Here is a 25,609-nt window from a genome sequence, read left to right as displayed (position 1 = left end):
TAATCTCCTTTAAGAACCCACATCTACGAAACCGGAGAAACGCTTAAACAGGAAAACGCCCCACTTACCGCTAAAGATAATGACTTCCTGCAGACAAAGGATGTTGCTGGCCATCATCACAGGGCAGCGGTTGGCCGATCTTTGTAATATGAAATGTTCAGATATCCGAGATAATCACCTCTTCGTTGAACAAAGCAAACAGGTGCAAAAATCACGACACCTTTAAAGTGACACTGTAACAAGTCCAACATTTCTCTTGAGGATGTGATCGCTCAGTGCCGGGACAGGATACTTAGCCCGTATTTACTCTACCACCAGAGCCCTTGTTCTTTCCATGAGCAACGTTCTTTGGCTGAAAGGATATCCAGTGAGCAAGGGATCGACATACAAATTTTGTTAGGTCATCGCAGTAAAGCAATACGTGAACATTACAACGATACACGTGGGAAAGAGTGGGTAAAACTGGCCGATAAACGACCAGTTTTACAGAGGAGTTTTGCAGAAGAGCTTAAAAACGATAACCCGCAGAGAACATAAATACCCACGGATCGAGGCGCACACTGTCATGCTGCTGAGCACCAGCCAGTTTATAGCTCGCGGTGGTATCGATATCCATGTACCACACAGACATGTTAATCAACCAGTCACGATCGATCAGATAATCCATACCCACCTGCCCCGCTGCGCCCCAGGAGTCTTTCAGGCTCAGGTCCGATAATCCGGTTTCTTTGCCGTTATTATTAAATCCTTCGTCGAAGAAAGTGGTGTAGTTAACACCGACACCAACATAAGGACGCAGTTTGCTGCTGGAGTCACCAAAGTACCACTGCGCCATTAACGTCGGCGGTAAGTGATGAACGGTTGCAATATCTCCCGTTGTTGCCGTTCCGATTTTATGACGGAACGGCGTCGCTGCCAGCAATTCAACACCAATATTGTCAGTTGCCATATAGGTGAATGTCAGTCCCAACTGAGTGTTATTGCTGACATCAAAGCCGCCTAAGCTTCCCAGCGTACCACCCGCGCCTTCCGTTGGTCTTACTGTTGCAGAACCTGCACGAATAAAGAACTCCCCGGCTTCATGCGCAAATGCGTTTCCAGAGAGAAGAGTTGTTAAAGCCAATGCTGCAACTGTTAATTTTTTCATGTCCGCTCCATCGTTATGGTTATAAAAGCGGAGTGAATATACCTACAATGGAGTAATAAATGATCTAACACAGATCACATTGAGGCCAGTAATTTAACATTTATTGATCCAGATTAAGTTAGAACTTGCATTCAAAATCCAGGTTAAATTAATTCAGATCAATTTTGATATATTTTCGCCACGCAAGTATTTTCGCCCGTGTACTGTACAGAGAACACACAACGTTGTTGCAGGGTGCTGAAGTCATAGCCAAAAATTACCGGAGCTTTACAAAGATATGCTTTTCAATACATCTTGCGATGCTGCCACTGTAGAGTTATCCAGGGTACAATTGCCCGCAAATGAACACCTGCAAAACTCAAGGAGAGTGCATGTCTATCACGGCGAAATCCGTTTACCGTGACACGGGAAACTTTTTCCGTAATCAATTTATTACCATCTTGCTGGTATCGTTATTGTGCGCGTTTATCACAGTGGTGTTAGGGCATGCCTTTTCTCCCAGCGACGCACAGATTGCGCAACTCAGCGAAGGAGATCAGTTAACCAGCAGCGTGGGTCTGTTTGATCTGGTGCAAAACATGACGCCAGAACAACAGCAAATCCTGTTACGCGCGTCTGCAGCATCGACATTTTCTGGACTTATTGGTAATGCCATCCTCGCGGGCGGCGTCATTCTGATGATTCAGTTGATTTCAGCAGGCCATCGGGTCAGCGCATTACGCGCCATTGGTGCCAGTGCACCGGTATTGCCCAAGCTGTTTATTCTGATTTTTCTGACTACCTTGCTGGTGCAAGTCGGTATTATGCTGGTTGTCGTCCCCGGCATTCTGCTGGCTATTCTGCTTGCCCTCGCGCCAGTGATGATGGTTCAGGATAAAATGGGTGTCTTTGCGGCCATGCGCAACAGTATGCGTCTGGCATGGTCTAATATGCGACTGGTAGCGCCTGCAGTAATCGGTTGGCTGTTGGCAAAAACGCTGCTGTTGCTGTTTGCGCCAAGTTTTGCAGTACTAACGCCGAACGTTGGCGCGGTGCTGGCGAATACGCTGAGCAATATGATTTCTGCCGTGCTGCTGATCTATTTGTTCCGCCTGTATATGCTGATTCGCCAGTAAACCCTGAACGCATCCGGCCTTCCTGGCCGGTGCTTTTTTGATTACGGAATTGAAGAATGAAGCAGTTTCTTGATTTTTTACCGCTGGTTGTCTTTTTCGCTTTTTATAAGCTCTACGACATCTATGCGGCGACTACAGCGCTCATTGTCGCTACCGCAGTGGTTTTGATTTACAGTTGGGTCCGCTATCGCAAGGTCGAGAAGATGGCGTTAATCACTTTTGTTCTGGTTGCCGTATTTGGCGGCCTGACCATTTTCTTCCACAACGATGAATTCATTAAATGGAAGGTAACTGTGATTTATGGTCTGTTTGCTGGCGCGCTGTTGTTTAGCCAGTGGGTGATGAAAAAACCGCTGATTCAGCGCATGTTAGGCAAAGAGTTGACGCTGCCACAGCCGGTATGGTCAAAGCTTAACTTAGCCTGGGCCGTCTTTTTCATCCTGTGCGGCCTTGCAAATATCTACATCGCATTTTGGCTACCACAAAACATTTGGGTCAATTTCAAAGTATTTGGTTTGACCGCGCTAACGCTGTTCTTCACGCTGCTGAGCGGAGTTTATATTTACCGCCACCTGCCGCAGGAAGACAAATCGTAATATCTTTCGCCAGATCTGCGGATCTGGCGAATTTTCATCCGGAAGCATTCCTCATTGCCATATCCCCTCTTTTCCACTGCTCTGCACACCGCATCAGCTCTGTTCTCAGCCCGCAAATCATAGTAGCATCGCGCCTGTAATCTTTCTCTACAGTCGGTTCTACAATGACAACAACGAATAACACCCCTCAGGGTGAACTGGTTTTACGCACTCTGGCCATGCCTGCTGATACAAATGCTAACGGCGATATTTTTGGCGGCTGGCTGATGTCACAGATGGATATTGGTGGCGCTATTCAGGCCAAAGAGATCGCACATGGCCGTGTGGTGACGGTGCGAGTTGAAGGAATGAGTTTTTTGCGCCCGGTTGCCGTGGGTGATGTAGTCTGCTGCTATGCACGTTGCGTGAAACGCGGCACTACTTCAATCAGCATTAATATTGAAGTCTGGGTAAAGAAAGTGGCGTCAGAGCCTATCGGTCAGCGCTATAAGGCTACTGAAGCCCTGTTTATCTACGTCGCGGTTGATAAAGACGGCAAGCCTCGTCCGATACCGGTTCAGGCGTAATACAAAAAAGCCTCCAATGGAGGCTTTTTTGTTTGTTTTTCTTACTCTATTTGTGTGGTGCCATTCATTCGGAAGACAATGTTCACCACCAGGCCAGATCCAGGTTTTCCTGCCTCATAGCGCCATCTGCGCATCGCATTCTTCACTTCACGCTCAAACATATTGGCAGGCTGTGCGGAAAGTACTTCCACATTCTCCACCCGACCATCTGATGTGACGTCAAATTTAACTTTTACGCGGCCTTCAATACGCAGGGCCTGCGCACGCGGCGGATACTGCGGTTGATTACGGCTCAACGCACGCGGACCAGCGGGTACGCTCACTGCAGGTTTACTGGTTGCCGACGCGGTACTGGTAGTCGGACGAGCAGGCGCGGTATTTTCAAACAGCGAAGCCGTACGTGGTTCAGCCGGTTTAACGTCACGCTTCGGCTGTTCTTGTACCTTTTTCACCGGTTTTGGTTTCGGTTTTGGTTTAGGCTTCGGTTTCTCAATCACTACCGGCGCCTCTTTCGGTGGCTCCGGGATTGGCTCAGGTTCCGGTTCAGGCTCCACGACAGGTTCCGGCGGCGGCTGAACTACCTGAGGTGGTTCGAGATCGGCGGGCGCAACCATTGTGATGGAGATTGGCTGCGCAGGCGCAGGCAGTTCAATAACCTGATGTACCGAGGTATACAGCAGACCTGCCACTACAGCACCGTGAATGCCGACGGAAAGTAACGTCGGCCAGGGAAAGCGACGAGGTAAATCAAGGGTCATTGAAGTCATAATCGTTTCAGTTAAAAAACCAGGCCCTGATTTTAAATGCAAATAGCAATCATATTCAATAAGGCCAGTGAAGTAAGCGGCATTTAAAACGCAATTTCATGTAAATAAACCATCATTATAATGTGGTCTTAACAAATCGGTTATCTTTACGTTGCAGTTACCAGACCTTTCCAATAACGTAATTAACGACTTTTACCGATTAAGGAGCTCTTCCCGTGCTGTACGTTATTTATGCTCAAGATATCGCCGACTCTCTCGAAAAACGTCTTTCCGTGCGTCCAGCTCATCTGGCTCGTCTACAGCTTCTCCATGACGAAGGTCGTCTTCTGACCGCAGGCCCAATGCCGGCAGTTGACAGCAACGATCCGGGAGCTGCGGGATTTACGGGTTCAACAGTGATTGCCGAATTTGAATCTTTAGAAGCAGCACAAGCGTGGGCTGAAGCGGACCCGTACGTGGCAGCAGGGGTCTATGCACAGGTTTCAGTGAAGCCGTACAAAAAAGTATTTTGATTTAGAAAGAAAGCGATAGAAATACATTGGGCACCACTGGGGTGCCCTTTTTCGATCAGATTCCGTGGATCGCAAACAGTAACGAGTTACGTTGATGGTTGAGAATACACTTTCTGATGGTATGGATACGCATATTACGACGCGATTGTCCTTCAAGCCAACGCGCTTTACGGCGGCTGGCCTGACGCTGCATCCGCCAGCGCCCCACTTCCGTTCTACTACGCTTCATGTTAACTACTCTTCCAGTCACAGAGTGGGCATTATACCGCCAGACCGAACGCAGACCAGTGGTTTTCCCGTGTTTTTATTTGCCAGATGAATCTTGATGCGTAAACTCTTAACAATACGCTTTCAAAAGGATTTTTAAATTTATGACAACCTTCTACACGGTGGTGAGTTGGCTGGTCATTCTGGGATACTGGGTACTCATTGCTGGCGTAACATTACGCATTCTGATGAAGCGACGCGCAGTACCCTCAGCAATGGCCTGGCTTTTGATCATCTATATTCTGCCATTAGTAGGGATCATTGCTTATTTGTCCTTTGGTGAACTCCACCTCGGTAAGCGCCGCGCCGAACGGGCCAGGGCGATGTGGCCTTCAACGGCCAAGTGGCTGAACGATCTCAAAGCTTGTAAGCATATTTTTGCTCAGGAGAACAGCAGCGTCGCCGCATCTTTATTTAAGCTGTGCGAACGACGTCAGGGAATTGCAGGTGTTAAGGGGAATCAGCTTCAGCTTCTCACCAGTTCTGACGACGTTATGCAGGCGCTTATCCGCGACATACAACTGGCACGGCATAATATTGAGATGGTGTTTTACATCTGGCAACCTGGCGGTATGGCCGATCAGGTCGCTGAATCATTAATGGCGGCAGCACGTCGGGGGATCCACTGTCGTTTGATGCTGGATTCCGCAGGCAGCGTGGCCTTCTTCCGTAGCCCGTGGGCCGCCATGATGCGTAACGCCGGCATCGAAGTTGTCGAGGCGCTGAAAGTTAACCTAATGCGTGTCTTTTTGCGCCGCATGGACCTGCGCCAGCACCGTAAAATGGTCATGATCGATAATTACATCGCTTATACCGGCAGCATGAACATGGTGGATCCACGTTTCTTTAAACAGGATTCAGGTGTCGGCCAATGGGTTGATCTGATGGCGAGGATGGAAGGCCCGGTAGCGACAGCCATGGGGATCGTCTACTCCTGTGACTGGGAAATTGAGACCGGTAAGCGCATTTTACCGCCGCCACCTGATGTCAATATTATGCCTTTTGAGCAGGCCAGCGGGCACACAATTCACACCATTGCGTCAGGTCCGGGTTTTCCTGAAGATTTAATTCATCAGGCTTTATTGACCGCTGCGTATTCCGCACGCGAATATTTAATTATGACCACGCCCTACTTCGTCCCCAGCGACGATCTGTTGCACGCCATCTGTACGGCGGCACAGCGTGGAGTCGATGTCAGTATTATTCTTCCCCGCAAGAATGACTCAATGTTGGTGGGTTGGGCAAGCCGGGCTTTTTTCACCGAGCTGCTGGCTGCTGGCGTCAAAATTTACCAGTTTGAAGGCGGCCTGTTACACACCAAGAGCGTGCTGGTCGATGGCGAGTTGAGTCTGGTCGGTACTGTGAACCTGGATATGCGTAGTCTGTGGCTGAACTTTGAAATCACGTTAGTGATTGACGATGCCGGGTTTGGTGCCGATCTTGCAGCGGTACAGGACGATTACATCTCCCGTTCCCGCCTGCTTGATGCGCGTTTATGGGTAAAACGACCACTCTGGCAGCGGATCACCGAGCGACTGTTTTACTTCTTTAGCCCGTTGCTGTAAAACGTGCCCAAGAGACGGTAAACAGGTAGTCATTATGGATATGGATTTGAACAATCGCCTGACTGAAGATGAAACGCTTGAGCAGGCTTATGATATTTTTCTCGAACTGGCAGCAGACAACCTCGATCCTGCTGACATCATTCTGTTCAATTTGCAATTTGAAGAGCGTGGCGGCGCAGAATTATTTGACCCGGCGGAAGACTGGCAGGAGCACGTCGATTTTGACCTGAATCCTGACTTTTTTGCCGAAGTAGTGATCGGTCTGGCCGATACCGAAGATGGTGAGATTAACGATATTTTCGCGCGCGTTCTGTTATGCCGCGAAAAAGATCACAAACTCTGCCACATTCTCTGGCGCGAATAATCAAACAAAAAAGCTGCTCTCGCAGCTTTTTTTATTTAATCAGGCAGTTTACTTCCACAGCGATTACAAAATTGTGCACTGTGTTCGTGCTGGCTCTGCTGGCACTGAGAGCATTTACGTTGATTCTGGCGATGTTGAAACGCACTGCTCATATGCGTCGTAATCAACCCCGTCGGTATCGCAATCACCGAATAACCAATCAAAATAAGCACCGACGCTACCATGCGACCTAATGGCGTATGTGGAGTGATGTCGCCATACCCCACCGTCGTTACCGTCACTATTGCCCAGTAGACCGACGCATTCAGCGTAGTAAAGCCATATTTTGGCCCTTCAATAAGGTACATCAACGCGCCGAAAATAATCATCAGAATGGCAATAAATGAATAGAACAGGATCAGCTGATGACGCGCACTTTTGATGGCACTCCAGAATACGCGCAATGATGGCATAAAGCGCAGGAGTTTGAGGATACGCAGCACACGAATGGCACGCATCGCTCGCCAGGCAAAAACATAATTAAGACTGATTTCAGGCCATAGCCACATCACATACAGCGGTAATATGGTGGCCAGATCAATAATTCCCCAAAAGCTAAACACGTATTTAGCTGGATTAGCCCAGCAGCACAATCGAAGCAGGTATTCGATTGTGAAAACCAGGGTAATAAATATCTCCAGCCAAACGAAAGAACGCCATTCATCAAAAGTTAAATGGTATTGCGTCCCAACGCCTGACTCAACGAAGATAACAATGACGCTGAGCAACGCAAACAGCGCACACATGCCTTCAAAACGACGGCCTGAACGCGTGTTTAAATCGAATAATTTACGATAGAGCGCACGCCGGACAGAAGACACTAAGCCAGACACATTCACCTCACCTGAAAGAAGGGCTGACTTTTGTCAGCCCTCTCGATTATAGCGGGTCTACTTTCAGGCAGGAAACCGCATGGCGGAAACTCCCCTCAAGAACCGGCCGCGTTTTCGCACATTCAGGTCCGGCAATCGGGCAGCGCGTGCGGAACACGCAACCTGACGGAGGATTAATCGGTGACGGCAGTTCGCCTTCCAGCAACTGGATAGTCTTGTTCCTTTCCAGATCAGGGTCGGGAATTGGCACCGCCGACATCAGGGCTTTGGTGTAAGGATGCAGCGGATTATGGTACACCTCATCATAAGTGCCTAATTCCACCGCATGCCCCAGATACATCACCAGCACGCGATCGGAAATGTGTTTAACCACTGCCAAATCGTGGGCAATAAAGATTAACGACAATCCCATTTCACGCTGTAGCTGTTGCAGCAGGTTTACCACCTGCGCCTGAATTGACACGTCCAACGCGGAAACCGGTTCATCGCAAATAATCAGCTTCGGCTCAAGGATAAGTGCACGAGCAATACCGATACGCTGGCATTGTCCGCCCGAAAACTCATGCGGGTAACGGTTAATCAGGTTTGGCAGCAAACCGACCTTCATCATCATAGCCTTCACGCGATCGCGAACTTCCTGACCAGGCAGACCAGGATGATAAGTTCGTAGCGGTTCGGCAATAATTTCGCCAATGGTCATACGCGGATTTAATGATGCCAGCGGATCCTGGAAAATCATCTGAATGTCGCTGCGTACTTCCCGCCACTCATCAGGCTTCATACCCAGCAGATCTTTACCCAGCCAGGCAACCTTGCCATCGGTGGCTTTCACCAGGCCGATAATCGCCCGCGCAAACGTCGATTTACCACAACCGGACTCACCCACTACGCCTAACGTTTCACCTTCATACAGTCGCAGGGTTACGCCATCAACTGCCTTCAGGGTTTTCGATGGCTGCCAAAACCACTGTTTACCGTCTTTGATATCGAAATGGACTTTGAGGTCGGCTATTTCGAGGAGCACTTTACGTTGTTCAGTAACCGCTGTCATACCAGTTCCTCCACCGGTTTAAAGCAGGCGCGCAGACGGCCCGGACTAAACTCTTCCAGTGGCGGAGCACTGCTACAAATTTCCATAGCATGCGGACAACGTGGCTGGAACGGACACCCTTTTGGCAAACGCAACAGGTTTGGTGGATTGCCCGGGATAGTCAGCATCTCTTCGCCTTCAGCATCCAGGCGCGGCACCGCATTGAGCAAGCCGATAGAATACGGATGAACGGGCTTATAAAAGACATCGCGCGCGCTGCCATATTCCATGGTACGCCCGGCATACATCACCAGAACCTTGTCGCAGATACCCGCGACCACACCCAGGTCGTGGGTGATCATAATGATCGCGGTATTGAATTCACTTTTAAGCTCATTCAGTAGCGTCATTATTTGTGCCTGAACCGTCACATCCAGCGCAGTAGTCGGCTCATCAGCTATCAGTAGCTTTGGCCGACAGAGCAGCGCCATGGCAATCATCACACGCTGGCGCATCCCGCCGGAGAATTCATGCGGATACATTTTCATGCGCTTGCGTGCTTCCGGCATTTTTACCGCATCCAGCATTCTGACGGATTCTTCAAAGGCTTCCGCTTTACTCATGCCTTTGTGTAGCATCAGAACTTCCATTAACTGCTCCCCGACCCGCATATACGGATTCAGAGAGGTCATCGGGTCCTGAAAGATCATCGAAATTTGCTCGGCACGCAGTTTGTTCAGCTCGCGTTCGGGTAAATTCAGAATTTCACGCCCGTTAAATGTTGCAGATCCACCAATGCGGCCATTCGCCGCCAGCAATCCCATCAGGGCAAACGCCGTTTGTGATTTCCCTGAACCAGACTCTCCCACAATGCCCAGCGTTTCACCGGCACGCAGCGTGAAGTTCAAATCGTTTACCGCAGTTACGTCACCATCAGGGGTTTCAAACGTCACGCGAAGGTCTTTAACGTCCAGCAGTGCGTTAGCCTGTTGTTGCGCGAGCGGCACGGTTGAGGTTTCAATTACGCTCATGGCAGCACTCCTTAACGGTCTTTCGGATCGAGGGCATCACGCAAGCCATCGCCAATAAAGTTGAAACAGAACAAAGTGACCACCAGGAAACCTGCCGGGAACAACAGCAGCCACGGAGAGACTTCCATCGAGTTAGCGCCATCGCTTAGTAGTGCGCCCCAACTGCTTAACGGTTCCTGAGTACCTAAGCCGAGAAAACTCAGGAAGGATTCAAACAGGATCATGCTTGGTACCAGTAGCGAAGCGTAAACCACCACCACACCCAACACGTTCGGCACAATGTGACGGATAACGATACGCACGGTAGACACCCCACCCACCTGCGCCGCTTCGATAAACTCCTTGCGCTTCAGACTCAGGGTTTGGCCACGCACGATACGTGCCATATCCAACCAGGATACCATCCCAATCGCCACAAAAATCAGCAGGATATTCTGTCCAAAGAAGGTGACCAACAAAATCACGAAGAACATAAACGGGAAGGAGTTGAGAATTTCCAGCAGACGCATCATTACAGAGTCAATTTTGCCGCCCAGATAACCCGACAGCGACCCGTACAATGTGCCCACAATCACCGCCACCAGCGCCGCAGCAATCCCAACCATCAGCGAGATACGCCCGCCAATCGCCACACGCACCAGCAGATCGCGTCCTGAGGAGTCAGTACCGAAATAGTGTCCGGACTCTGTATCCGGCGCGCTGGACATCATTCCCCAGTCGGTATCGAAGTAGGTAAACTGCGACAACATAGGCGCCAGCGTTACAAAGAGCGCAATGATGACCAGCACTATCAGGCTTGCCACCGCCGCGCGGTTATGCATAAAGCGTCGACGAGCATCCTGCCAAAGGCTGCGACCTTCGACCTCCAGCTTTTCACTGAAATTCTCCAGTGTCTCGCTGTTTTTCTTACTTAACATCATAGCGAGCTCCAGTATCAGTAACGAATTTTCGGGTCGATAACGGCATACAGCACATCGACAATCGCATTAAACACGATGGTCAGCGCCCCCACCAGGATGGTCAGACTCAATACCAGCGAGTAATCGCGGTTCAGCGCGCCATTCACGAACAACTGTCCAATACCTGGTAAGCCATAAATAGTTTCAATAACCATTGAACCGGTAATAATACCGACGAATGCCGGGCCCATATAGGACAGTACAGGCAACAGCGCGGGTTTTAATGCGTGGCGGAAAATAATGCGTCGCATCGGCAGCCCTTTGGCTCGCGCAGTACGAATAAAGTTAGAGTGCAACACTTCAATCATCGAGCCGCGAGTAATACGGGCGATACTGGCGATATAAGCGAGTGATAACGCCACCATCGGCAGGATCATGAATTTCAGCGCCCCACCGTTCCAGCCTCCGCCGGGTAACCATTTCAGCGTTATCGCAAATATCATGACTAATAAGGGAGCAACAACGAAACTGGGGATCACCACCCCGGTCATCGCTACCCCCATTACCGTGTAATCCCAGCGGGTATTTTGCTTCAATGCGGCAATCACACCAGCACTCACCCCGATAACAACCGCGAGAATAAAGGCGGCAGCACCCAACTTCGCAGAAACCGGAAAGCTTGAAGCGACCAGGTCATTAACCGTGTAGTCTTTATATTTAAATGAGGGTCCAAAATCACCATGCGCCAGTTGCTTCAGGTAGCTGAAGTACTGTGTCGAGATCGGGTCATTAAGATGGTATTTAGCTTCAATATTCGCCAGAACTTCTGGCGGCAGCGCGCGCTCCCCGGTGAAAGGACTTCCCGGTGCAAGGCGCATCATAAAGAATGAAATCGTAATAAGAATAAACAGCGTCGGAATCGCTTCCAGACAGCGGCGTAATATAAATTTCAACATTGCCCGTACCTTCTGGCGTGTGCCTTTACACCTCTTTCACCCAAACGTCATGGCAAAGAGGTGTTTATAGTTCAATGAAAAAAGACACTGTGGGGCAAAAAAAGATTGCCCCACGTCTTGCCATTAATGCTTGATAATATACAAGTCTTTAACGTGGATATTATCCATCGGGTCTTTACCGGAGTATCCGCCTACCCATGGTTTCACCAGGCGGGCGTTAACATAGTAATAAACCGGTACAATCGCAGAGTCGGCATCAAGCTGCTGTTCTGCTTTCGAATACAGCTCACTACGCTGCGCTTCATCCGTAGCTTTCAGAGTATCTGCAATCAGCTTGTCAAATGCAGGGCTCTTATAGTGGACGGTGTTGTTGGAGCTGTCAGACAGTACCATATTCAGGAAAGAGGTCGGCTCGTTGTAATCCGCACACCAGCCTGCACGCGAAACATCATAGTTGCCCTGATGACGCGTATCGAGGAAAGTCTTCCACTCCTGGTTTTCCAGCTTCACGTTTGCGCCCAGATTTTTCTTCCAGATAGATGCCGCAGCGATAGCCAGTTTCTTATGCAGATCAGAGGTGTTATACAGCAGATCGAAGGTCAGTGGTTTTTCAGCAGTGAAGCCTGCTTCAGCCAGCAGTTTTTTAGCTTCTTCGTTACGTTTTTCCTGTGACCATTTGAACCACTCTGGTTCAACCAGTTTCGCGCCATCGGTATATGGCGGTGTAAAGCTATAAGCCGGTAGATCGCCCTGGTTTTTTACTTTGTTGACGATAATGTCACGATCCAGCGCCAGCTTCAGTGCGGTACGAACACGAACATCGTTGAACGGTGCTTTCTGGTTATTAATTTCGTAATAGTAGGTACACAGATACGGATCAACGTGAACTTCGTTCGGGATCTCTTTTTTCAGCTTCTGGAATAACTCAATCGGCATGTTGTTATAGGTCATGTCGATTTCACCACTGCGATAGCGGTTAACGTCAGTGACTTCAGAGGAAATAGGCAGGTAGGTTACCTGGTTAATAACCGTTTTATCGTTGTCCCAGTAGTTGGTATTACGCTCAAGCACAATGCGTTCGTTAACTACCCAATCTTTCAGTTTGTATGAACCGTTAGAAACGATGTTAGCTGGCTGGGTCCATTTATCACCAAATTTTTCAACAACGGCTTTAGGGACTGGTGAAACGGAAGAGTGAACAAGCAGTTTATAAAAATAAGGAACTGGTTCACTAAGGGTCACTTCAAAGGTATGGTCATCAACCGCTTTTACACCGAGGTCTGTTACCGGCTTTTTACCGGCGATAATATCATCAATATTGACAATATGACCGTACTGCAAATAACTGGCATACGGTGATGCGGTATTCGGATTGGCCAGACGCTGCCAGCTATAGACGAAATCTTGTGCAGTAACAGGTGTTCCGTCAGACCATTTTGCGTCTTTACGCAGATGGAATGTCCAGACTTTAAAATCTTTATTTTCCCATTTCTCAGCCACGCCTGGTGATGGTTTGCCATCAACGTCACTGATTAATAAACCTTCGAATAAGTCACGGTTAATGTTGGATTCCGGTACACCTTCGATTTTATGTGGATCGAGTGACTGAACTTCCGAGCCATTATTACGCACCAGCGTCTGTTTTTCAGCAAGCTGAACACCAGCTGGCACAACTGCCGCCGTAGCAACATTCCCGGCTATTAGCGCAGTTAGGATCCCCGCAGCTACTAAACTTTTTTTTGTGATGTTAGACATTGTGTTTGTACTCCCTCATTATTATGGCTGGTTTTATAACCAGACTGTTAATCCTGTTAGGATTCCTGTACAGCACCGGAGATTTTCTGCCGTCAGGTGGTTTATTGTTTACTGCTCGCTATCACCGACTTTATTTATTCTGGCGATTCGTACGACCGCCTTGCGTCGATTATCTACGTACCTCCCCTGCCGGAAGCACGCTACTACTTTTGCTGTGAGAAACTAATTGAAAATTATTCTCATCAACGTGAAATCTTCTGCAAAATACCTGGCCGGAAAGTACCAAATGCGTTTCTTAACCGCCAATACATTTTACAGATTTGTTAACCAATTCTCTTTTATCGAAAATAAATCGCACTAAACAGAGTCTCAACAAAAGAGATGGCTTACAATAAAAACAAAAAAATCAACCAGATACGACGAATTCGCAGTAAACAACCCTGTCCGGTCTCTGCTTGACGTCAAAATGTACATAAAATTAACAATTGGTTATTAATTAGCACATTCATCTAAAATAGATGCTGAAATAACTAATAACATTTCGATAATCCTACAGCAAGCCCCAGAGTATGATGTTAATAAAATAACAATGACTCCGCAGCTCAACCGTAATGCCTTTAAAATAATTATCTTTAAAATCAATACATAATGTAAATATACGCAACCAGCAGCTTCGATCATTCCATTGCTGGTTTTCAACTTTAGTGAGAGGTTTTACTAATAATGAAAAGAAACGGAGCTGGAATCAGCTCCGTTTGCGGTAAACAAACTCGTCAGGCAAGCAAGCCAGGGAAGATGGATTTGATCCCGGTGACAATGAATTCGATACCCAATGCCATAAGCAATAACCCCATAATTCGCGTAATGACGTTGATACCTGTTTGCCCCAGCAGGCGAACCAGCCAGGGTGCCATGCGGAAAAGTCCCCAACAACACAAGGCAAACAACGCAATTGCTACAAAGAAACCGAACAGGTTTATTGCACTGTGATAACGAGTTCCCCAGACGATGGTTGAACTTATCGCCCCCGGCCCCGCCATCAACGGCAATGCCAGCGGGACAACACCGATACTTTCACGTATGGCGGTCTCTGATTTTTCCTGTTTGTTTTGCTTATCTTCCCCGAGTTTTCCGCTGATCATCGACATAGCAATGGTGACAACCAGAATCCCACCGGCAATCCTGAACGAATCAATCGAAATACCGAAGAGTTGTAGAATACCGTCGCCAAGGAACAAAGAGGTCCACAGGATGATAGCAACTGACAGGTTCGCCGTGAGGTTTGTTTTATTACGCGCCGCAGCGGTTTGGTAGCTGGTCATGCTGATGAAAACAGGGATGATCCCTACGGGGTTGACCAACGCAAATAACCCAATGAAAAATTTAAAATAAACAGGAAAATCAAATAGCGTTTGGATCACGGTTAGCTCCGAAGCGTTAGCCGGATAAAAATGAGTCATAAAAATTGATTAAAACCGCGCTGAAGATACGCCTTTTAGCAGCATAGTTCACCTTCTATCTGTGTATATGTGTGTAAACACGCTACCATTACTCAGTGTTATTAATATGTATTAAATATGATAATGTTACACCCATCCATCACATCAATTTATTAACACTTGCCGATAAACGCTAAAAGGGCCTGCTGAAAGGTGTCAGCTTTGCGTAATTTTGATCCAGATCACGCAATTACTACTCAGAAGTGAGTAACCTTGCTTACGCCACCTGGAGGTAACGCGTTAGAGTTAAATGACGCTAGCGTATAAGCTCTTTTAGTAAATCAATGTAAATGGACGTTAATTAACCGTTTGATTTTCAAAACGTTACACAAATTTTCGTCGATCTGTCTATACTCTCGTATCGAGCAGATGATTTACTAAAAAAGTTTAACATTATCAGGAGAGCATTATGGCTGTTACTAATGTCGCTGAACTTAACGCACTTGTAGAGCGCGTAAAAAAAGCCCAGCGTGAATATGCCAGTTTCACTCAAGAACAAGTCGACAAAATCTTCCGCGCCGCCGCTCTGGCTGCCGCAGATGCTCGAATCCCTCTCGCGAAGATGGCCGTTGCCGAATCCGGCATGGGTATCGTCGAAGATAAAGTGATTAAAAACCACTTTGCTTCCGAATACATCTATAACGCTTATAAAGATGAAAAAACCTGTGGTGTCTTAGCTGAAGACCACACCTTCGGTACTATCACTATTGCTGAACCTATCGGCATCATCTGCGGTATCGTACCAACTACTAACCCGACTTCTACCGCTATCTTCAAATCGCTGATCAGCCTGAAGACCCGTAACGCCATCATCTTTTCTCCGCACCCACGTGCTAAAGATGCAACCAACAAAGCAGCTGATATTGTTCTGCAGGCTGCTATCGCTGCTGGTGCACCGAAAGATCTGATCGGCTGGATCGATCAACCTTCCGTTGAACTGTCTAACGCCCTGATGCATCACCCGGACATCAACCTGATCCTTGCGACCGGTGGTCCAGGCATGGTTAAAGCAGCATACAGCTCTGGTAAACCGGCAATCGGCGTAGGCGCAGGTAACACTCCTGTTGTTATCGACGAAACGGCTGATATCAAACGTGCTGTTGCATCTGTACTGATGTCCAAAACCTTCGATAACGGCGTAATCTGTGCTTCCGAGCAGTCCGTTGTGGTTGTTGATTCTGTCTATGACGCTGTTCGCGAACGTTTCGCCAGCCACGGCGGCTACATGCTGCAGGGCAAAGAGCTGAAAGCTGTTCAGGATGTTATCCTGAAAAATGGCGCGCTGAATGCTGCTATCGTTGGTCAACCGGCATACAAAATTGCTGAGCTGGCAGGTTTCTCAGTACCGACTACCACCAAGATTCTGATTGGTGAAGTTAAAGTTGTTGATGAAAGCGAACCGTTTGCACACGAGAAACTGTCACCAACGCTGGCAATGTACCGTGCTAAAGACTTCGAAGACGCTGTTGAGAAAGCAGAAAAATTGGTTGCAATGGGCGGTATCGGTCACACCTCGTGCCTGTACACTGACCAGGACAACCAGCCAGAACGCGTTGCTCACTTCGGTCAGATGATGAAAACCGCGCGTATCCTGATTAACACCCCTGCTTCTCAGGGTGGTATCGGTGACCTGTACAACTTTAAACTCGCGCCTTCCCTGACTCTGGGTTGTGGTTCCTGGGGTGGTAACTCCATCTCTGAAAACGTTGGTCCTAAGCACCTGATCAACAAGAAAACCGTTGCTAAGCGAGCTGAAAACATGTTGTGGCACAAACTTCCGAAATCTATCTACTTCCGTCGTGGCTCACTGCCAATCGCACTGGATGAAGTGATTACCGATGGTCACAAACGTGCTCTGATCGTGACCGACCGCTTCCTGTTCAACAACGGTTACGCTGATCAGATCACCTCCGTTCTGAAAGCTGCTGGCGTTGAAACTGAAGTGTTCTTTGAAGTTGAAGCTGACCCGACTCTGACCGTTGTTCGCAAAGGCGCTGAGCTGGCTAACTCCTTCAAACCAGACGTTATCATTGCGCTGGGTGGTGGTTCCCCAATGGACGCCGCGAAGATCATGTGGGTAATGTACGAACATCCGGAAACCCACTTCGAAGAACTGGCGCTGCGCTTTATGGATATTCGTAAACGTATCTACAAGTTCCCGAAAATGGGTGTGAAAGCGAAAATGATCGCTGTCACTACCACTTCCGGTACGGGTTCTGAAGTAACGCCGTTTGCGGTTGTTACCGACGATGCAACCGGTCAGAAATATCCGCTGGCAGATTACGCTCTGACCCCGGATATGGCGATTGTCGACGCCAACCTGGTGATGGATATGCCGAAGTCTCTGTGTGCTTTCGGTGGTCTGGATGCTGTAACTCACGCTCTGGAAGCTTACGTTTCCGTGCTGGCTTCTGAATTCTCCGATGGCCAGGCTCTGCAAGCGCTGAAACTGCTGAAAGAAAACCTGCCAGCGTCCTACCATGAAGGTTCTAAGAACCCGGTAGCACGTGAACGTGTACACAGTGCAGCGACTATTGCCGGTATCGCGTTTGCTAACGCCTTCCTGGGCGTATGTCACTCAATGGCGCACAAATTGGGTTCTCAGTTCCACATTCCTCACGGTCTGGCGAACGCCCTGTTGATCAGCAACGTTATCCGCTATAACGCGAACGACAACCCAACTAAGCAGACTGCATTCAGCCAATACGACCGCCCTCAGGCACGTCGTCGCTACGCTGAAATCGCAGATCATCTGGGTCTGAGTGCTCCGGGCGACCGTACGGCAGCAAAAATCCAGAAACTGCTGGCATGGCTGGAAGAAATCAAAGCTGAGCTGGGTATTCCTAAGTCTATCCGTGAAGCTGGCGTTCAGGAAGCTGACTTCCTGGCACACGTTGACAAACTGTCTGAAGATGCGTTTGATGACCAGTGTACCGGTGCTAACCCGCGTTATCCGCTGATTTCTGAACTGAAACAGATCCTGATGGATACTTACTACGGTCGTGAATACAACGAAGGTGAAACTGTCGCTAAAACAGAAGTAACTGCTGCGCCAAAAGCTGAGAAAAAAGCGAAAAAATCCGCTTAATTCCCACGCATAAGTTTTAGCATCACCATAAACGGTCCCGATGGGACCGTTTTTTTTCGTCTGAATCTTACAAATTCAAACGGTTCTGGCATCAGACATTGTAGGTCAATGGCACTAACAGAAAATCGTACATAGAAGGCAAGAACGGCGTCAGAAGAGAGAGTATGGTCAGGGTAGACCAATAGACCTACCCAGGGTGTATCAGCGCTTATGAGCGTTTGAGGGATTAATTGTGGTTGTGTCGTTCCTGAATGGCCGTTAAAGAGCCTTCAGACTGCGCTTCTTTATAATGCTTGCGGCATACCGATACATAACGCTCATTCCCGCCTATTACGACCTGCTCGCCCTCATTAAAAGGTCGCCCAGCCTGATCAAGTCGTAATACCATGCTCGCCTTGCGGCCACAGAAGCAAATGGTCTTTAATTCAACCAGCTTATCTGACCATGCGAGCAGGTATTCGCTGCCACCAAATAATTCACCACGAAAATCGGTGCGTAAACCGTAACATAAAACAGGAATATCGAGCTGATCGACCACCTCTGATAATTCATAAACCTGTTGTCGTGTCAAAAACTGAGACTCGTCCACCAGCACACAATGTATTCTTTGCTGCGCATTCTCCGCACGAATCTCTTCGAACAATGATGAATTTTGGTTAAACAATTTTGCAGGTGACGACAGTCCTATACGTGAACTTACTTTTCCCGCACCAAAGCGATCATCAATTTCCGCTGTATATACAACAGCACGCATACCGCGTTCCTGATAATTGTACGAAGATTGCAGCAATGCAGTCGACTTACCTGCATTCATTGCAGAATAGTAAAAATATAGCTGTGCCATTGACCGTAAGCCCTCACCTGGGGAAATAAATATGCGCAGGATTGTAGCATAACTCGCAAACTTGTCGGTGTTCGTCGTCACCAGAAGGTATAAAAGAGCGGACACTCATCACCCTCCTCCCCCTAAATAATGTGGGTACAGTAAGTGTTCGCGGGAGCATTCTTAAGTGTGTAATGGTGTAAATGCGCACAACCAAAGTGCAAGTGACATGAAGTATGACGCGTATATACACACTCTTTCACAAATAGTGCTAACAAAATTCATCAATGCTACTTATCGTCACAGATCAATAAAGAACCCTTGCTCTTATTGTTATTGCCACTCGCTGTGACAACATCGTAATAGCGAATTTCCGTAAGCAAAACTAATACAAAAGGTTGAAATTGCTGCAAAGAGATACTATTACAACACGGTAAAAATGTGACCTGAATCCTGAATTTTTACTCTCCCCTGATGAGAAGCCCCCTCACCAATAAGCCTTTTTTATGCCGTTCATCAGGTAAAATTTAAGACTGGAGAATAAATAATGATACTAAATAAAGCGCAATTTTGAATTCCTTACATTCCTGGCTATTGCACAACTGAATTTATAGCTCTATTATTAGCTCAACAAACCACCCCAATATAAGTTTGAGATTACTAAAATGAGCGAAGCACTTAAAATTCTGAACAACATCCGTACTCTTCGTGCGCAGGCAAGAGAATGTACTCTGGAAACGCTTGAAGAAATGCTGGAAAAATTAGAAGTTGTCGTTAGCGAGCGTCGCGAAGAAGAAAGCGCTGCCGCTGCTGAAGTTGAAGAGCGTACTCGTAAACTGCAACAATATCGTGAAATGCTGATTGCTGACGGTATTGACCCTAACGAACTGCTGAATAGCATGGCTGCTGTTAAATCTGGCACCAAAGCTAAGCGCGCAGCACGTCCGGCTAAATATAGCTATGTAGACGAAAATGGTGAAACCAAAACCTGGACTGGTCAGGGTCGTACACCGGCTGTGATCAAGAAAGCAATGGAAGAACAAGGTAAACAACTGGACGATTTCCTGATCAAGGATTAATTCAGAATTAGTTTGCTTAAAATCCCGCCTGTGGCGGGATTTTTTTTATCTGTACTTCGTACAACACCCCACCCGGATTAGGTATAAAAAAACGGCGCTGGATTAACAGCGCCGTTTCGTCCTGATTAATACCGGACTGTTACTTCTTAATACCCATCTCGTCTTCGAGCCAGGCTTTAAATTCAGCGCCAAGCGTATTATGGCGAATACCATATTCAACGAACGCCTGCATATAACCTAGCTTATTACCACAGTCATGGCTTTTGCCCTTCATATGGTAGGCTTCAACTGTTTCTTTTTCAATCAGCATATCGATGGCATCGGTCAACTGAATTTCATCACCGGCTCCCGGAGGTGTTTTTGCCAGCAGAGGCCAGATATCTGCGCTGAGAACATAACGTCCGACAACAGCAAGATTAGAAGGTGCAACATCGGCTTTTGGTTTTTCAACTACACCAACCATCGGTACGCTCTCACCCGGTGTTAATTCAACGCCTTTACAATCAACAACACCGTAAGCCGTCACATCCGCTACAGGTTCCACCATAATCTGACTGCTGCCAGTTTCATCGAAACGGTGGATCATTTCAGCGAGGTTATCGCGGGATAAATCAGATTCGTATTCATCAAGAATAACATCTGGCAGAATGACCGCAACGGGTTCATCGCCAACAACCGGATGCGCGCACAATACCGCGTGGCCCAGACCTTTAGCCAGCCCTTGACGAACTTGCATAATAGTCACGTGTGGCGGGCAAATAGATTGAACCTCTTCGAGAAGCTGACGTTTTACACGTTTTTCCAGCATAGCTTCAAGTTCAAAGCTTGTATCGAAGTGGTTTTCGATTGAATTTTTAGACGAATGAGTCACCAGCACAATTTCAGTGATACCCGCAGCAATACATTCGTTTACGACGTACTGAATTAATGGCTTATCAACCAGTGGAAGCATCTCTTTCGGGATTGCTTTCGTAGCCGGTAGCATCCTGGTTCCTAATCCCGCTACCGGGATAACGGCCTTTTTGACTTTTGAATTTAGGGCAGCCATTTAAAACTCTCCTGGACTGTTCATGTATTGAACGTGTTCATTAATCTGTATCGCATCCGAGTATATCAGTACCGCGACAAGCATCAGGTCTGAAAAGGACGCGGGTCGGAATAATTAAGACAATTACCAATAAATCTGGCGCTGATAGTAGCACTCACGCAGACAAGGAGGTGAAGTAATTTTATTCTCCTCCTATTCGATTGTTCATTCCGCAGACAACATCAGACGCAGGCGTCCTCCAGCCCCCCAAATTTGGCACTGCCAGGACTCACAGCGTTGACTTAGCTGGTTAAGATAAGTATTACCTAATGTCCCCAGGGGAACACCATTACTGATTTGTACGTGATGTGAGCCTGTATTTAATGTCGCATTCAGACCCGCGGATACCAGTATCAGATTTTTTAATCCACTATGATAATACCCCACCAGCAACGGAAACTGACCCGGTAAGTTGGCCTGTCGCAGCAGATGGTTAACCTGTTTCAATAATGTTCCCAGTTCCGGCAACCGTTGATTTTGATGTGCCAGTTGTTCCTGCAGCAGTCCATTAAACAATGCACGCAATAACAGTGCGGCCAAAACACCATTGTCCCCCGCTCGAGTCACATCCAGACAATAGAAAGCGAGGTCGTGGTCTGACAGCGGCGCGATATCAAGCACCAACCCCGGTTGATCGGCGGCAACCAGTTGTCGATAATTAATTCGACATTGAGAAATAACTTGCTGAACCGGAGGCTGTAACTCCTGCAGCAGTTTTGCAGCAGCCGCAGGATCATCTACCATTGCATCCCAGTCACGGAACAACCGCTCCTCTTCTTCTACACGCGAGTTAAACATGTTGGGATAGAGGCACGCAAAGACCGTTTCACGCAGGCGGTTGAGGTCCTTTACTGGCTTTAGCAGTACATCGTCCACACCGAGTCGCAGCGCTTTGGCAATATCAGCCATATTTTCCGTTGCAGAGATAACCAGAATCGGCGTTTGATCGCCGTGATTACGCAGATATTCGACCAGTTTAAGACCGTTCATTCTCGGCATAGCAAGATCGCAGATCATCAAATCAGGTGTGAAGTGTCCAAGTAACTCCAGCGCATCAAGCCCATCGCCTGCTACAGCCGTTGTCGCTCCCAAAGAGGAAAACCATGAATCCAGAAGCGAGCGAAATACAGGCTCATCTTCAACAATAAGAATCTGTTTTCCGACCAATGGCTGCGTCATATTCTCCCCCCTGACTGGCTTTAATAAATAGTGGCATGCTATTGCTACTCACGCCTGTCAGAATTTACTTAAGTGTTGATAAAAAATGCGTTAAACGTTGGTCTTCACCAGGGGCAAAAGTTCATCCATTTTCTTCTCTACCGCTAACTGCCCGGCAGCAATCGCGGCGCTTGCGCGGTGAAAATCCAGCGTGGATATTTGCGGACAAAATGGCTGAATAAGGATATCTGGCGGATCACCGGCCATGCGGTTGCGTTTAAGACGGTTTTCCAGAACCTGAATTGAGGTCGTCATGATCTCCATCGCCGTCGGCGCGGTTACTGCACGTCGCGCAGTAATATTACTCAACCGCTCTTTCAGGCGAGCATGCCACGAAAGCTCATCATCACTCGACTCTGTGTCATTGCTGACGTTGAAGGAGAGCAGATCTTGTTGCATGAGATGCGCATCATGTTGCAGATCGACTGCAATGACGATATCAGCGCCCATCGCTCGCGTGAGAGAGACGGGCACGGGGTTAACTACTGCGCCATCAACCAACCAGTAGCCATTATGTGCAACTGGAGACATCAGGCCAGGAATACTGCAGGAGGCTCGGACTGCAAGGTGCAAGTCACCTTCCGTAAACCATAGCTCCCGGCCAGTACTCAAATTAGTCGCAACAGTTGCAAAACGGCGAGAGCATTGTTCGATGGCTTCCACCGGCATGACATTACGATACTGGTTAAATACCCGTTCACCGCGCAGTAATCCCCCCCTGCGCCACGAGAGATCCATCAGACGTAACACATCCCAGTAGCTAAATGAGCAGACCCACTGCTCAAGGGCGGGTAATTTGTTGCAAGCGTAGGCGGCCCCGACCAGCGAACCGATGGAACACCCTGCCACAATATCAATATCAATGCCCATGTGTTTAAGGGCCTTAATCACACCGATGTGCGACCAGCCTCGTGCTGCGCCGGAACCTAGCGCCAGCCCAATTTTAATTTTTCTCATTGTACCTACAGACTTCCCCTGGCTTGCAGACGTAGCAACATCGCCACGGCTCAGTTAACATAGTGCCACCGTGGCGTTTTTACGCCGTTTTTTTATTCCAGGGAGTAATTTGTGTCTCAGCTTTGTCCCTGCGGTAGCGCTGTCGAGTATAGCCTATGTTGCTACCGTTATGTGTCCGGCGCGCAAGTAGCACCTACGCCGTCACACCTCATGCGTTCTCGTTACTGTGCTTTTGTGATGAAAGACGCAGATTACCTGATTAAAACCTGGCACCCGGACTGTAATGCAGCCGCTTATCGGGATGATATTATCGCAGGGTTTGCCCATACCGAATGGCTCGGACTGACCATTTTTGAACAGGCGACGTCAGACACAGACAATGTCGGATATGTCAGCTTCGTTGCGCGTTTTTCTGAACAGGGGAAAACAGGCGCAATTATCGAGCGATCTCGTTTTTTAAAGGAAAACGGCCAGTGGTATTATATTGATGGTACGCGCCCTCAACCAGGCCGAAACGATCCCTGCCCTTGCGGGTCAGGTAAAAAATTTAAAAAGTGCTGCGGCTAGCCAATGCCCGACAGCGCATCAATGATGCAAACATTCTCAACAGGATTACCCCGGCAATGCATTCACAACAACGTAAAGTTCTTCGCACTATCTGTCCCGATCAGAAAGGTTTGATCGCACGGATCACCAATATTTGTTACAAGCATGAACTGAACATCGTGCAAAACAATGAATTTGTTGACCATCGCACCGGGCGCTTTTTTATGCGCACGGAACTGGAAGGTATTTTTAATGATGTCACACTACTGACCGATCTGGACAGCGCCTTACCAGAAGGTTCAATTCGCGAACTAACGCCGGCAGGACGTCGCCGCATCGTTATATTGGTCACCAAGGAAGCACATTGTCTGGGTGACCTGTTAATGAAAGCCAATTATGGCGGACTCGATGTTGAAATTGCTGCGGTTATTGGCAACCACGATACGCTACGTTCTCTGGTTGAGCGTTTTGATATTCCCTTTGAGCTGGTCAGCCACGAAGGATTAACACGCGAAGAACACGATCAGAAAATGGCCGATGCCATCGACGCACATCAGCCAGACTATGTTGTATTGGCGAAATATATGCGTGTTTTGACCCCAGAATTTGTTTCACGCTTTCCGAATAAGATCATTAATATTCACCACTCGTTCCTGCCAGCCTTTATTGGTGCACGTCCGTACCATCAGGCTTATGAGCGCGGTGTTAAAATTATCGGTGCAACGGCTCACTATGTGAATGATAACCTCGATGAAGGCCCAATTATTATGCAGGACGTGATTCATGTGGATCACACCTATACCGCAGAAGATATGATGCGTGCGGGCCGCGACGTAGAAAAAAATGTTTTAAGCCGGGCCTTGTATCAGGTTCTGGCCCAGCGAGTCTTTGTCTACGGTAACCGAACGATTATTCTGTAATCGATTGATAATTAAATTGGTTACCTTTACATCTTTACGCGTAAAAATCAGGCAACCAGTTCTTTTTTATCAACGGAATACTTTACAGCGGCGCGTCATTTGATATGATGCGCCCCGCTTCCTACTGGAAGCAGGCCAGTACAAGCATTACCCCGTGGTGGGGTTCCCGAGCGGCCAAAGGGAGCAGACTGTAAATCTGCCGTCATCGACTTCGAAGGTTCGAATCCTTCCCCCACCACCATTTCAAAGTATCGTCCTACAATTTGAATTACCCCTGGTGGGGTTCCCGAGCGGCCAAAGGGAGCAGACTGTAAATCTGCCGTCATCGACTTCGAAGGTTCGAATCCTTCCCCCACCACCATTTCAAAGTATCGTCCTACAATTTGAATTACCCCTGGTGGGGTTCCCGAGCGGCCAAAGGGAGCAGACTGTAAATCTGCCGTCATCGACTTCGAAGGTTCGAATCCTTCCCCCACCACCATTTCAAAGTATCGTCCTACAATTTGAATTACCCCTGGTGGGGTTCCCGAGCGGCCAAAGGGAGCAGACTGTAAATCTGCCGTCATCGACTTCGAAGGTTCGATTCGAGCGTAGCGAGAAAGCGTTGCCGCAGGCAACGACCCGAAGGGCGAAGCGCGCAGCGCTGAGTAATCCTTCCCCCACCACCATCACTTCCCTGAAGCACAATAATCAACTCAAAAACTGCTGCTTAATGTCCTGCCCTTGGGGAAGGACGAGAATCTTCGACTAAGGTTCGATTCGAGCGTAGCGAGAAAGCGTTGCCGCAGGCAACGACCCGAAGGGCGAAGCGCGCAGCGCTGAGTAATCCTTCCCCCACCACCATTTTCTTCTGAAAGCATCTTCCCCAAATAGAGCCACACTGCCTTACATTCTGCCCGTCCAGCATGACCTTATCATACCTATAACGTCCCTGTTCTGTAGGTCGAATA

At 48.1% G+C, this 25,609-nt stretch carries 24 protein-coding genes, 4 tRNA genes, 1 other RNA gene and 1 pseudogene; 16 read left to right on the top strand and 14 right to left on the bottom strand.

Annotated features, from left to right (window positions below; translation table 11 throughout):
* Positions 1-508: 508 nt before the first annotated feature.
* The gene (gene ompW / locus SK36_RS09290) at positions 509-1,147 is read right to left on the bottom strand and encodes an outer membrane protein OmpW (protein ID WP_045443588.1); all 639 of its coding nucleotides are present in this window, start codon (positions 1,145-1,147) and stop codon (positions 509-511) included.
* Positions 1,148-1,403: 256 nt separating this feature from the next.
* Here ompW and SK36_RS25010 point away from each other — a divergent pair.
* The 4 genes and pseudogenes from SK36_RS25010 to yciA all read left to right on the top strand — a co-directional run.
* A pseudogene (locus SK36_RS25010) lies at positions 1,404-1,490 on the top strand (YkgJ family cysteine cluster protein); the annotation flags it as partial.
* Positions 1,491-1,518: 28 nt separating this feature from the next.
* Entirely contained in the window at positions 1,519-2,262 is a 744-nt protein-coding gene (locus SK36_RS09285) for a YciC family protein (RefSeq protein WP_045443590.1), read from the top strand.
* Between the two features lie 56 nt (positions 2,263-2,318).
* Complete coding sequence (locus SK36_RS09280; protein WP_045443592.1) at positions 2,319-2,858, top strand: septation protein A; 540 nt, start codon at positions 2,319-2,321, stop codon at positions 2,856-2,858.
* Positions 2,859-3,022: 164 nt separating this feature from the next.
* The gene (yciA, locus tag SK36_RS09275; protein ID WP_048221371.1) at positions 3,023-3,424 is read left to right on the top strand and encodes an acyl-CoA thioester hydrolase YciA; all 402 of its coding nucleotides are present in this window, start codon (positions 3,023-3,025) and stop codon (positions 3,422-3,424) included.
* 41 nt (positions 3,425-3,465) lie between these two features.
* Here yciA and tonB read toward each other — a convergent pair whose 3' ends face one another.
* Positions 3,466-4,182 (bottom strand): TonB system transport protein TonB, encoded by a 717-nt coding sequence (gene tonB / locus SK36_RS09270; RefSeq protein WP_048222668.1) that lies wholly within the window; start codon positions 4,180-4,182, stop codon positions 3,466-3,468.
* A gap of 224 nt (positions 4,183-4,406) precedes the next feature.
* Here tonB and SK36_RS09265 point away from each other — a divergent pair, with 224 nt between their 5' ends.
* Positions 4,407-4,703 (top strand): YciI family protein, encoded by a 297-nt coding sequence (locus SK36_RS09265; RefSeq protein WP_003020675.1) that lies wholly within the window; start codon positions 4,407-4,409, stop codon positions 4,701-4,703.
* A gap of 55 nt (positions 4,704-4,758) precedes the next feature.
* Here SK36_RS09265 and SK36_RS24655 read toward each other — a convergent pair whose 3' ends face one another.
* The gene (locus SK36_RS24655; RefSeq protein WP_135322069.1) at positions 4,759-4,932 is read right to left on the bottom strand and encodes a YciY family protein; all 174 of its coding nucleotides are present in this window, start codon (positions 4,930-4,932) and stop codon (positions 4,759-4,761) included.
* 142 nt (positions 4,933-5,074) lie between these two features.
* On the opposite strand from SK36_RS24655, the gene cls reads away from it, so the two are divergent.
* Together cls and SK36_RS09255 are read left to right on the top strand one after the other, a co-directional pair.
* Positions 5,075-6,535: a cardiolipin synthase gene (gene cls, locus SK36_RS09260; RefSeq protein WP_045443598.1), complete on the top strand. Its 1,461-nt coding sequence runs from the start codon at positions 5,075-5,077 to the stop codon at positions 6,533-6,535.
* A gap of 34 nt (positions 6,536-6,569) precedes the next feature.
* Complete coding sequence (locus SK36_RS09255) at positions 6,570-6,899, top strand: HI1450 family dsDNA-mimic protein (RefSeq protein ID WP_003020691.1); 330 nt, start codon at positions 6,570-6,572, stop codon at positions 6,897-6,899.
* A gap of 35 nt (positions 6,900-6,934) precedes the next feature.
* Here the strand turns inward: SK36_RS09255 and SK36_RS09250 are convergent, their stop codons facing one another.
* The 7 genes from SK36_RS09250 to ychE form a co-directional block, all read right to left on the bottom strand.
* On the bottom strand, positions 6,935-7,771 hold the full coding sequence (locus tag SK36_RS09250) for an ion transporter (protein ID WP_048221370.1): 837 nt from the start codon (positions 7,769-7,771) through the stop codon (positions 6,935-6,937).
* Positions 7,772-7,817: 46 nt separating this feature from the next.
* Positions 7,818-8,822 (bottom strand): murein tripeptide/oligopeptide ABC transporter ATP-binding protein OppF, encoded by a 1,005-nt coding sequence (gene oppF, locus SK36_RS09245; protein ID WP_045443601.1) that lies wholly within the window; start codon positions 8,820-8,822, stop codon positions 7,818-7,820.
* Entirely contained in the window at positions 8,819-9,832 is a 1,014-nt protein-coding gene (oppD, locus tag SK36_RS09240; protein WP_048221369.1) for a murein tripeptide/oligopeptide ABC transporter ATP-binding protein OppD, read from the bottom strand. Before oppD ends, oppF begins: the two co-directional genes overlap by 4 nt.
* A gap of 11 nt (positions 9,833-9,843) precedes the next feature.
* Positions 9,844-10,752: an oligopeptide ABC transporter permease OppC gene (gene oppC, locus SK36_RS09235; RefSeq protein WP_045443607.1), complete on the bottom strand. Its 909-nt coding sequence runs from the start codon at positions 10,750-10,752 to the stop codon at positions 9,844-9,846.
* A 14-nt stretch (positions 10,753-10,766) separates the two neighbouring features.
* Entirely contained in the window at positions 10,767-11,687 is a 921-nt protein-coding gene (gene oppB / locus SK36_RS09230) for an oligopeptide ABC transporter permease OppB (protein ID WP_005126405.1), read from the bottom strand.
* Positions 11,688-11,810: 123 nt separating this feature from the next.
* On the bottom strand, positions 11,811-13,442 hold the full coding sequence (gene oppA, locus SK36_RS09225; protein WP_048221368.1) for an oligopeptide ABC transporter substrate-binding protein OppA: 1,632 nt from the start codon (positions 13,440-13,442) through the stop codon (positions 11,811-11,813).
* Between the two features lie 773 nt (positions 13,443-14,215).
* Positions 14,216-14,863 (bottom strand): NAAT family transporter YchE, encoded by a 648-nt coding sequence (ychE, locus tag SK36_RS09220; protein WP_003020714.1) that lies wholly within the window; start codon positions 14,861-14,863, stop codon positions 14,216-14,218.
* 487 nt (positions 14,864-15,350) lie between these two features.
* On the opposite strand from ychE, the gene adhE reads away from it, so the two are divergent.
* Positions 15,351-18,029 (top strand): bifunctional acetaldehyde-CoA/alcohol dehydrogenase, encoded by a 2,679-nt coding sequence (gene adhE, locus SK36_RS09215; RefSeq protein ID WP_045443611.1) that lies wholly within the window; start codon positions 15,351-15,353, stop codon positions 18,027-18,029.
* 226 nt (positions 18,030-18,255) lie between these two features.
* Here the strand turns inward: adhE and tdk are convergent, their stop codons facing one another.
* The gene (gene tdk / locus SK36_RS09210) at positions 18,256-18,873 is read right to left on the bottom strand and encodes a thymidine kinase (RefSeq protein ID WP_045443613.1); all 618 of its coding nucleotides are present in this window, start codon (positions 18,871-18,873) and stop codon (positions 18,256-18,258) included.
* A 644-nt stretch (positions 18,874-19,517) separates the two neighbouring features.
* Between tdk and hns the strand changes: the two genes are divergently transcribed.
* Positions 19,518-19,931, top strand: a complete 414-nt coding sequence (gene hns / locus SK36_RS09205; RefSeq protein WP_006684280.1) for a histone-like nucleoid-structuring protein H-NS — start codon at positions 19,518-19,520, stop codon at positions 19,929-19,931.
* 139 nt (positions 19,932-20,070) lie between these two features.
* Here the strand turns inward: hns and galU are convergent, their stop codons facing one another.
* The 3 genes from galU to rssA all read right to left on the bottom strand — a co-directional run bounded on the left by galU (position 20,071) and on the right by rssA (position 23,193).
* Entirely contained in the window at positions 20,071-20,979 is a 909-nt protein-coding gene (galU, locus tag SK36_RS09200) for a UTP--glucose-1-phosphate uridylyltransferase GalU (RefSeq protein WP_045443617.1), read from the bottom strand.
* A gap of 204 nt (positions 20,980-21,183) precedes the next feature.
* Positions 21,184-22,197: a two-component system response regulator RssB gene (gene rssB / locus SK36_RS09195; RefSeq protein ID WP_048221367.1), complete on the bottom strand. Its 1,014-nt coding sequence runs from the start codon at positions 22,195-22,197 to the stop codon at positions 21,184-21,186.
* Between the two features lie 90 nt (positions 22,198-22,287).
* Positions 22,288-23,193 carry a patatin-like phospholipase RssA gene (gene rssA / locus SK36_RS09190; RefSeq protein WP_045443623.1) on the bottom strand — a complete coding sequence of 302 codons (906 nt, stop codon included), beginning with the start codon at positions 23,191-23,193 and terminating at the stop codon, positions 22,288-22,290.
* A gap of 111 nt (positions 23,194-23,304) precedes the next feature.
* On the opposite strand from rssA, the gene SK36_RS09185 reads away from it, so the two are divergent.
* The 7 genes from SK36_RS09185 (at position 23,305) to SK36_RS23545 (ending at position 25,502) form a co-directional block, all read left to right on the top strand.
* Positions 23,305-23,760 (top strand): YchJ family protein, encoded by a 456-nt coding sequence (locus SK36_RS09185; RefSeq protein ID WP_045443627.1) that lies wholly within the window; start codon positions 23,305-23,307, stop codon positions 23,758-23,760.
* Between the two features lie 56 nt (positions 23,761-23,816).
* Positions 23,817-24,659 (top strand): formyltetrahydrofolate deformylase, encoded by an 843-nt coding sequence (purU, locus tag SK36_RS09180; protein WP_045443630.1) that lies wholly within the window; start codon positions 23,817-23,819, stop codon positions 24,657-24,659.
* A 156-nt stretch (positions 24,660-24,815) separates the two neighbouring features.
* Positions 24,816-24,900: transfer RNA gene (locus SK36_RS09175), tRNA-Tyr, on the top strand.
* A 35-nt stretch (positions 24,901-24,935) separates the two neighbouring features.
* Positions 24,936-25,020 (top strand) — tRNA-Tyr (locus tag SK36_RS09170).
* 35 nt (positions 25,021-25,055) lie between these two features.
* A tRNA-Tyr gene (locus tag SK36_RS09165) sits at positions 25,056-25,140 on the top strand.
* A 35-nt stretch (positions 25,141-25,175) separates the two neighbouring features.
* Positions 25,176-25,327, top strand: a tRNA-Tyr gene (locus SK36_RS23550).
* Between the two features lie 44 nt (positions 25,328-25,371).
* Positions 25,372-25,502: non-coding RNA, RtT sRNA (locus tag SK36_RS23545), on the top strand.
* The last annotated feature ends 107 nt before the right edge of the window (positions 25,503-25,609 follow it).

Origin of the sequence: Citrobacter sp. MGH106, from assembly GCF_001037495.1 — a bacterium.
Classification (GTDB): domain Bacteria; phylum Pseudomonadota; class Gammaproteobacteria; order Enterobacterales; family Enterobacteriaceae; genus Citrobacter; species Citrobacter murliniae.
This window is presented reverse-complemented; position numbering and strand designations above follow the sequence as displayed.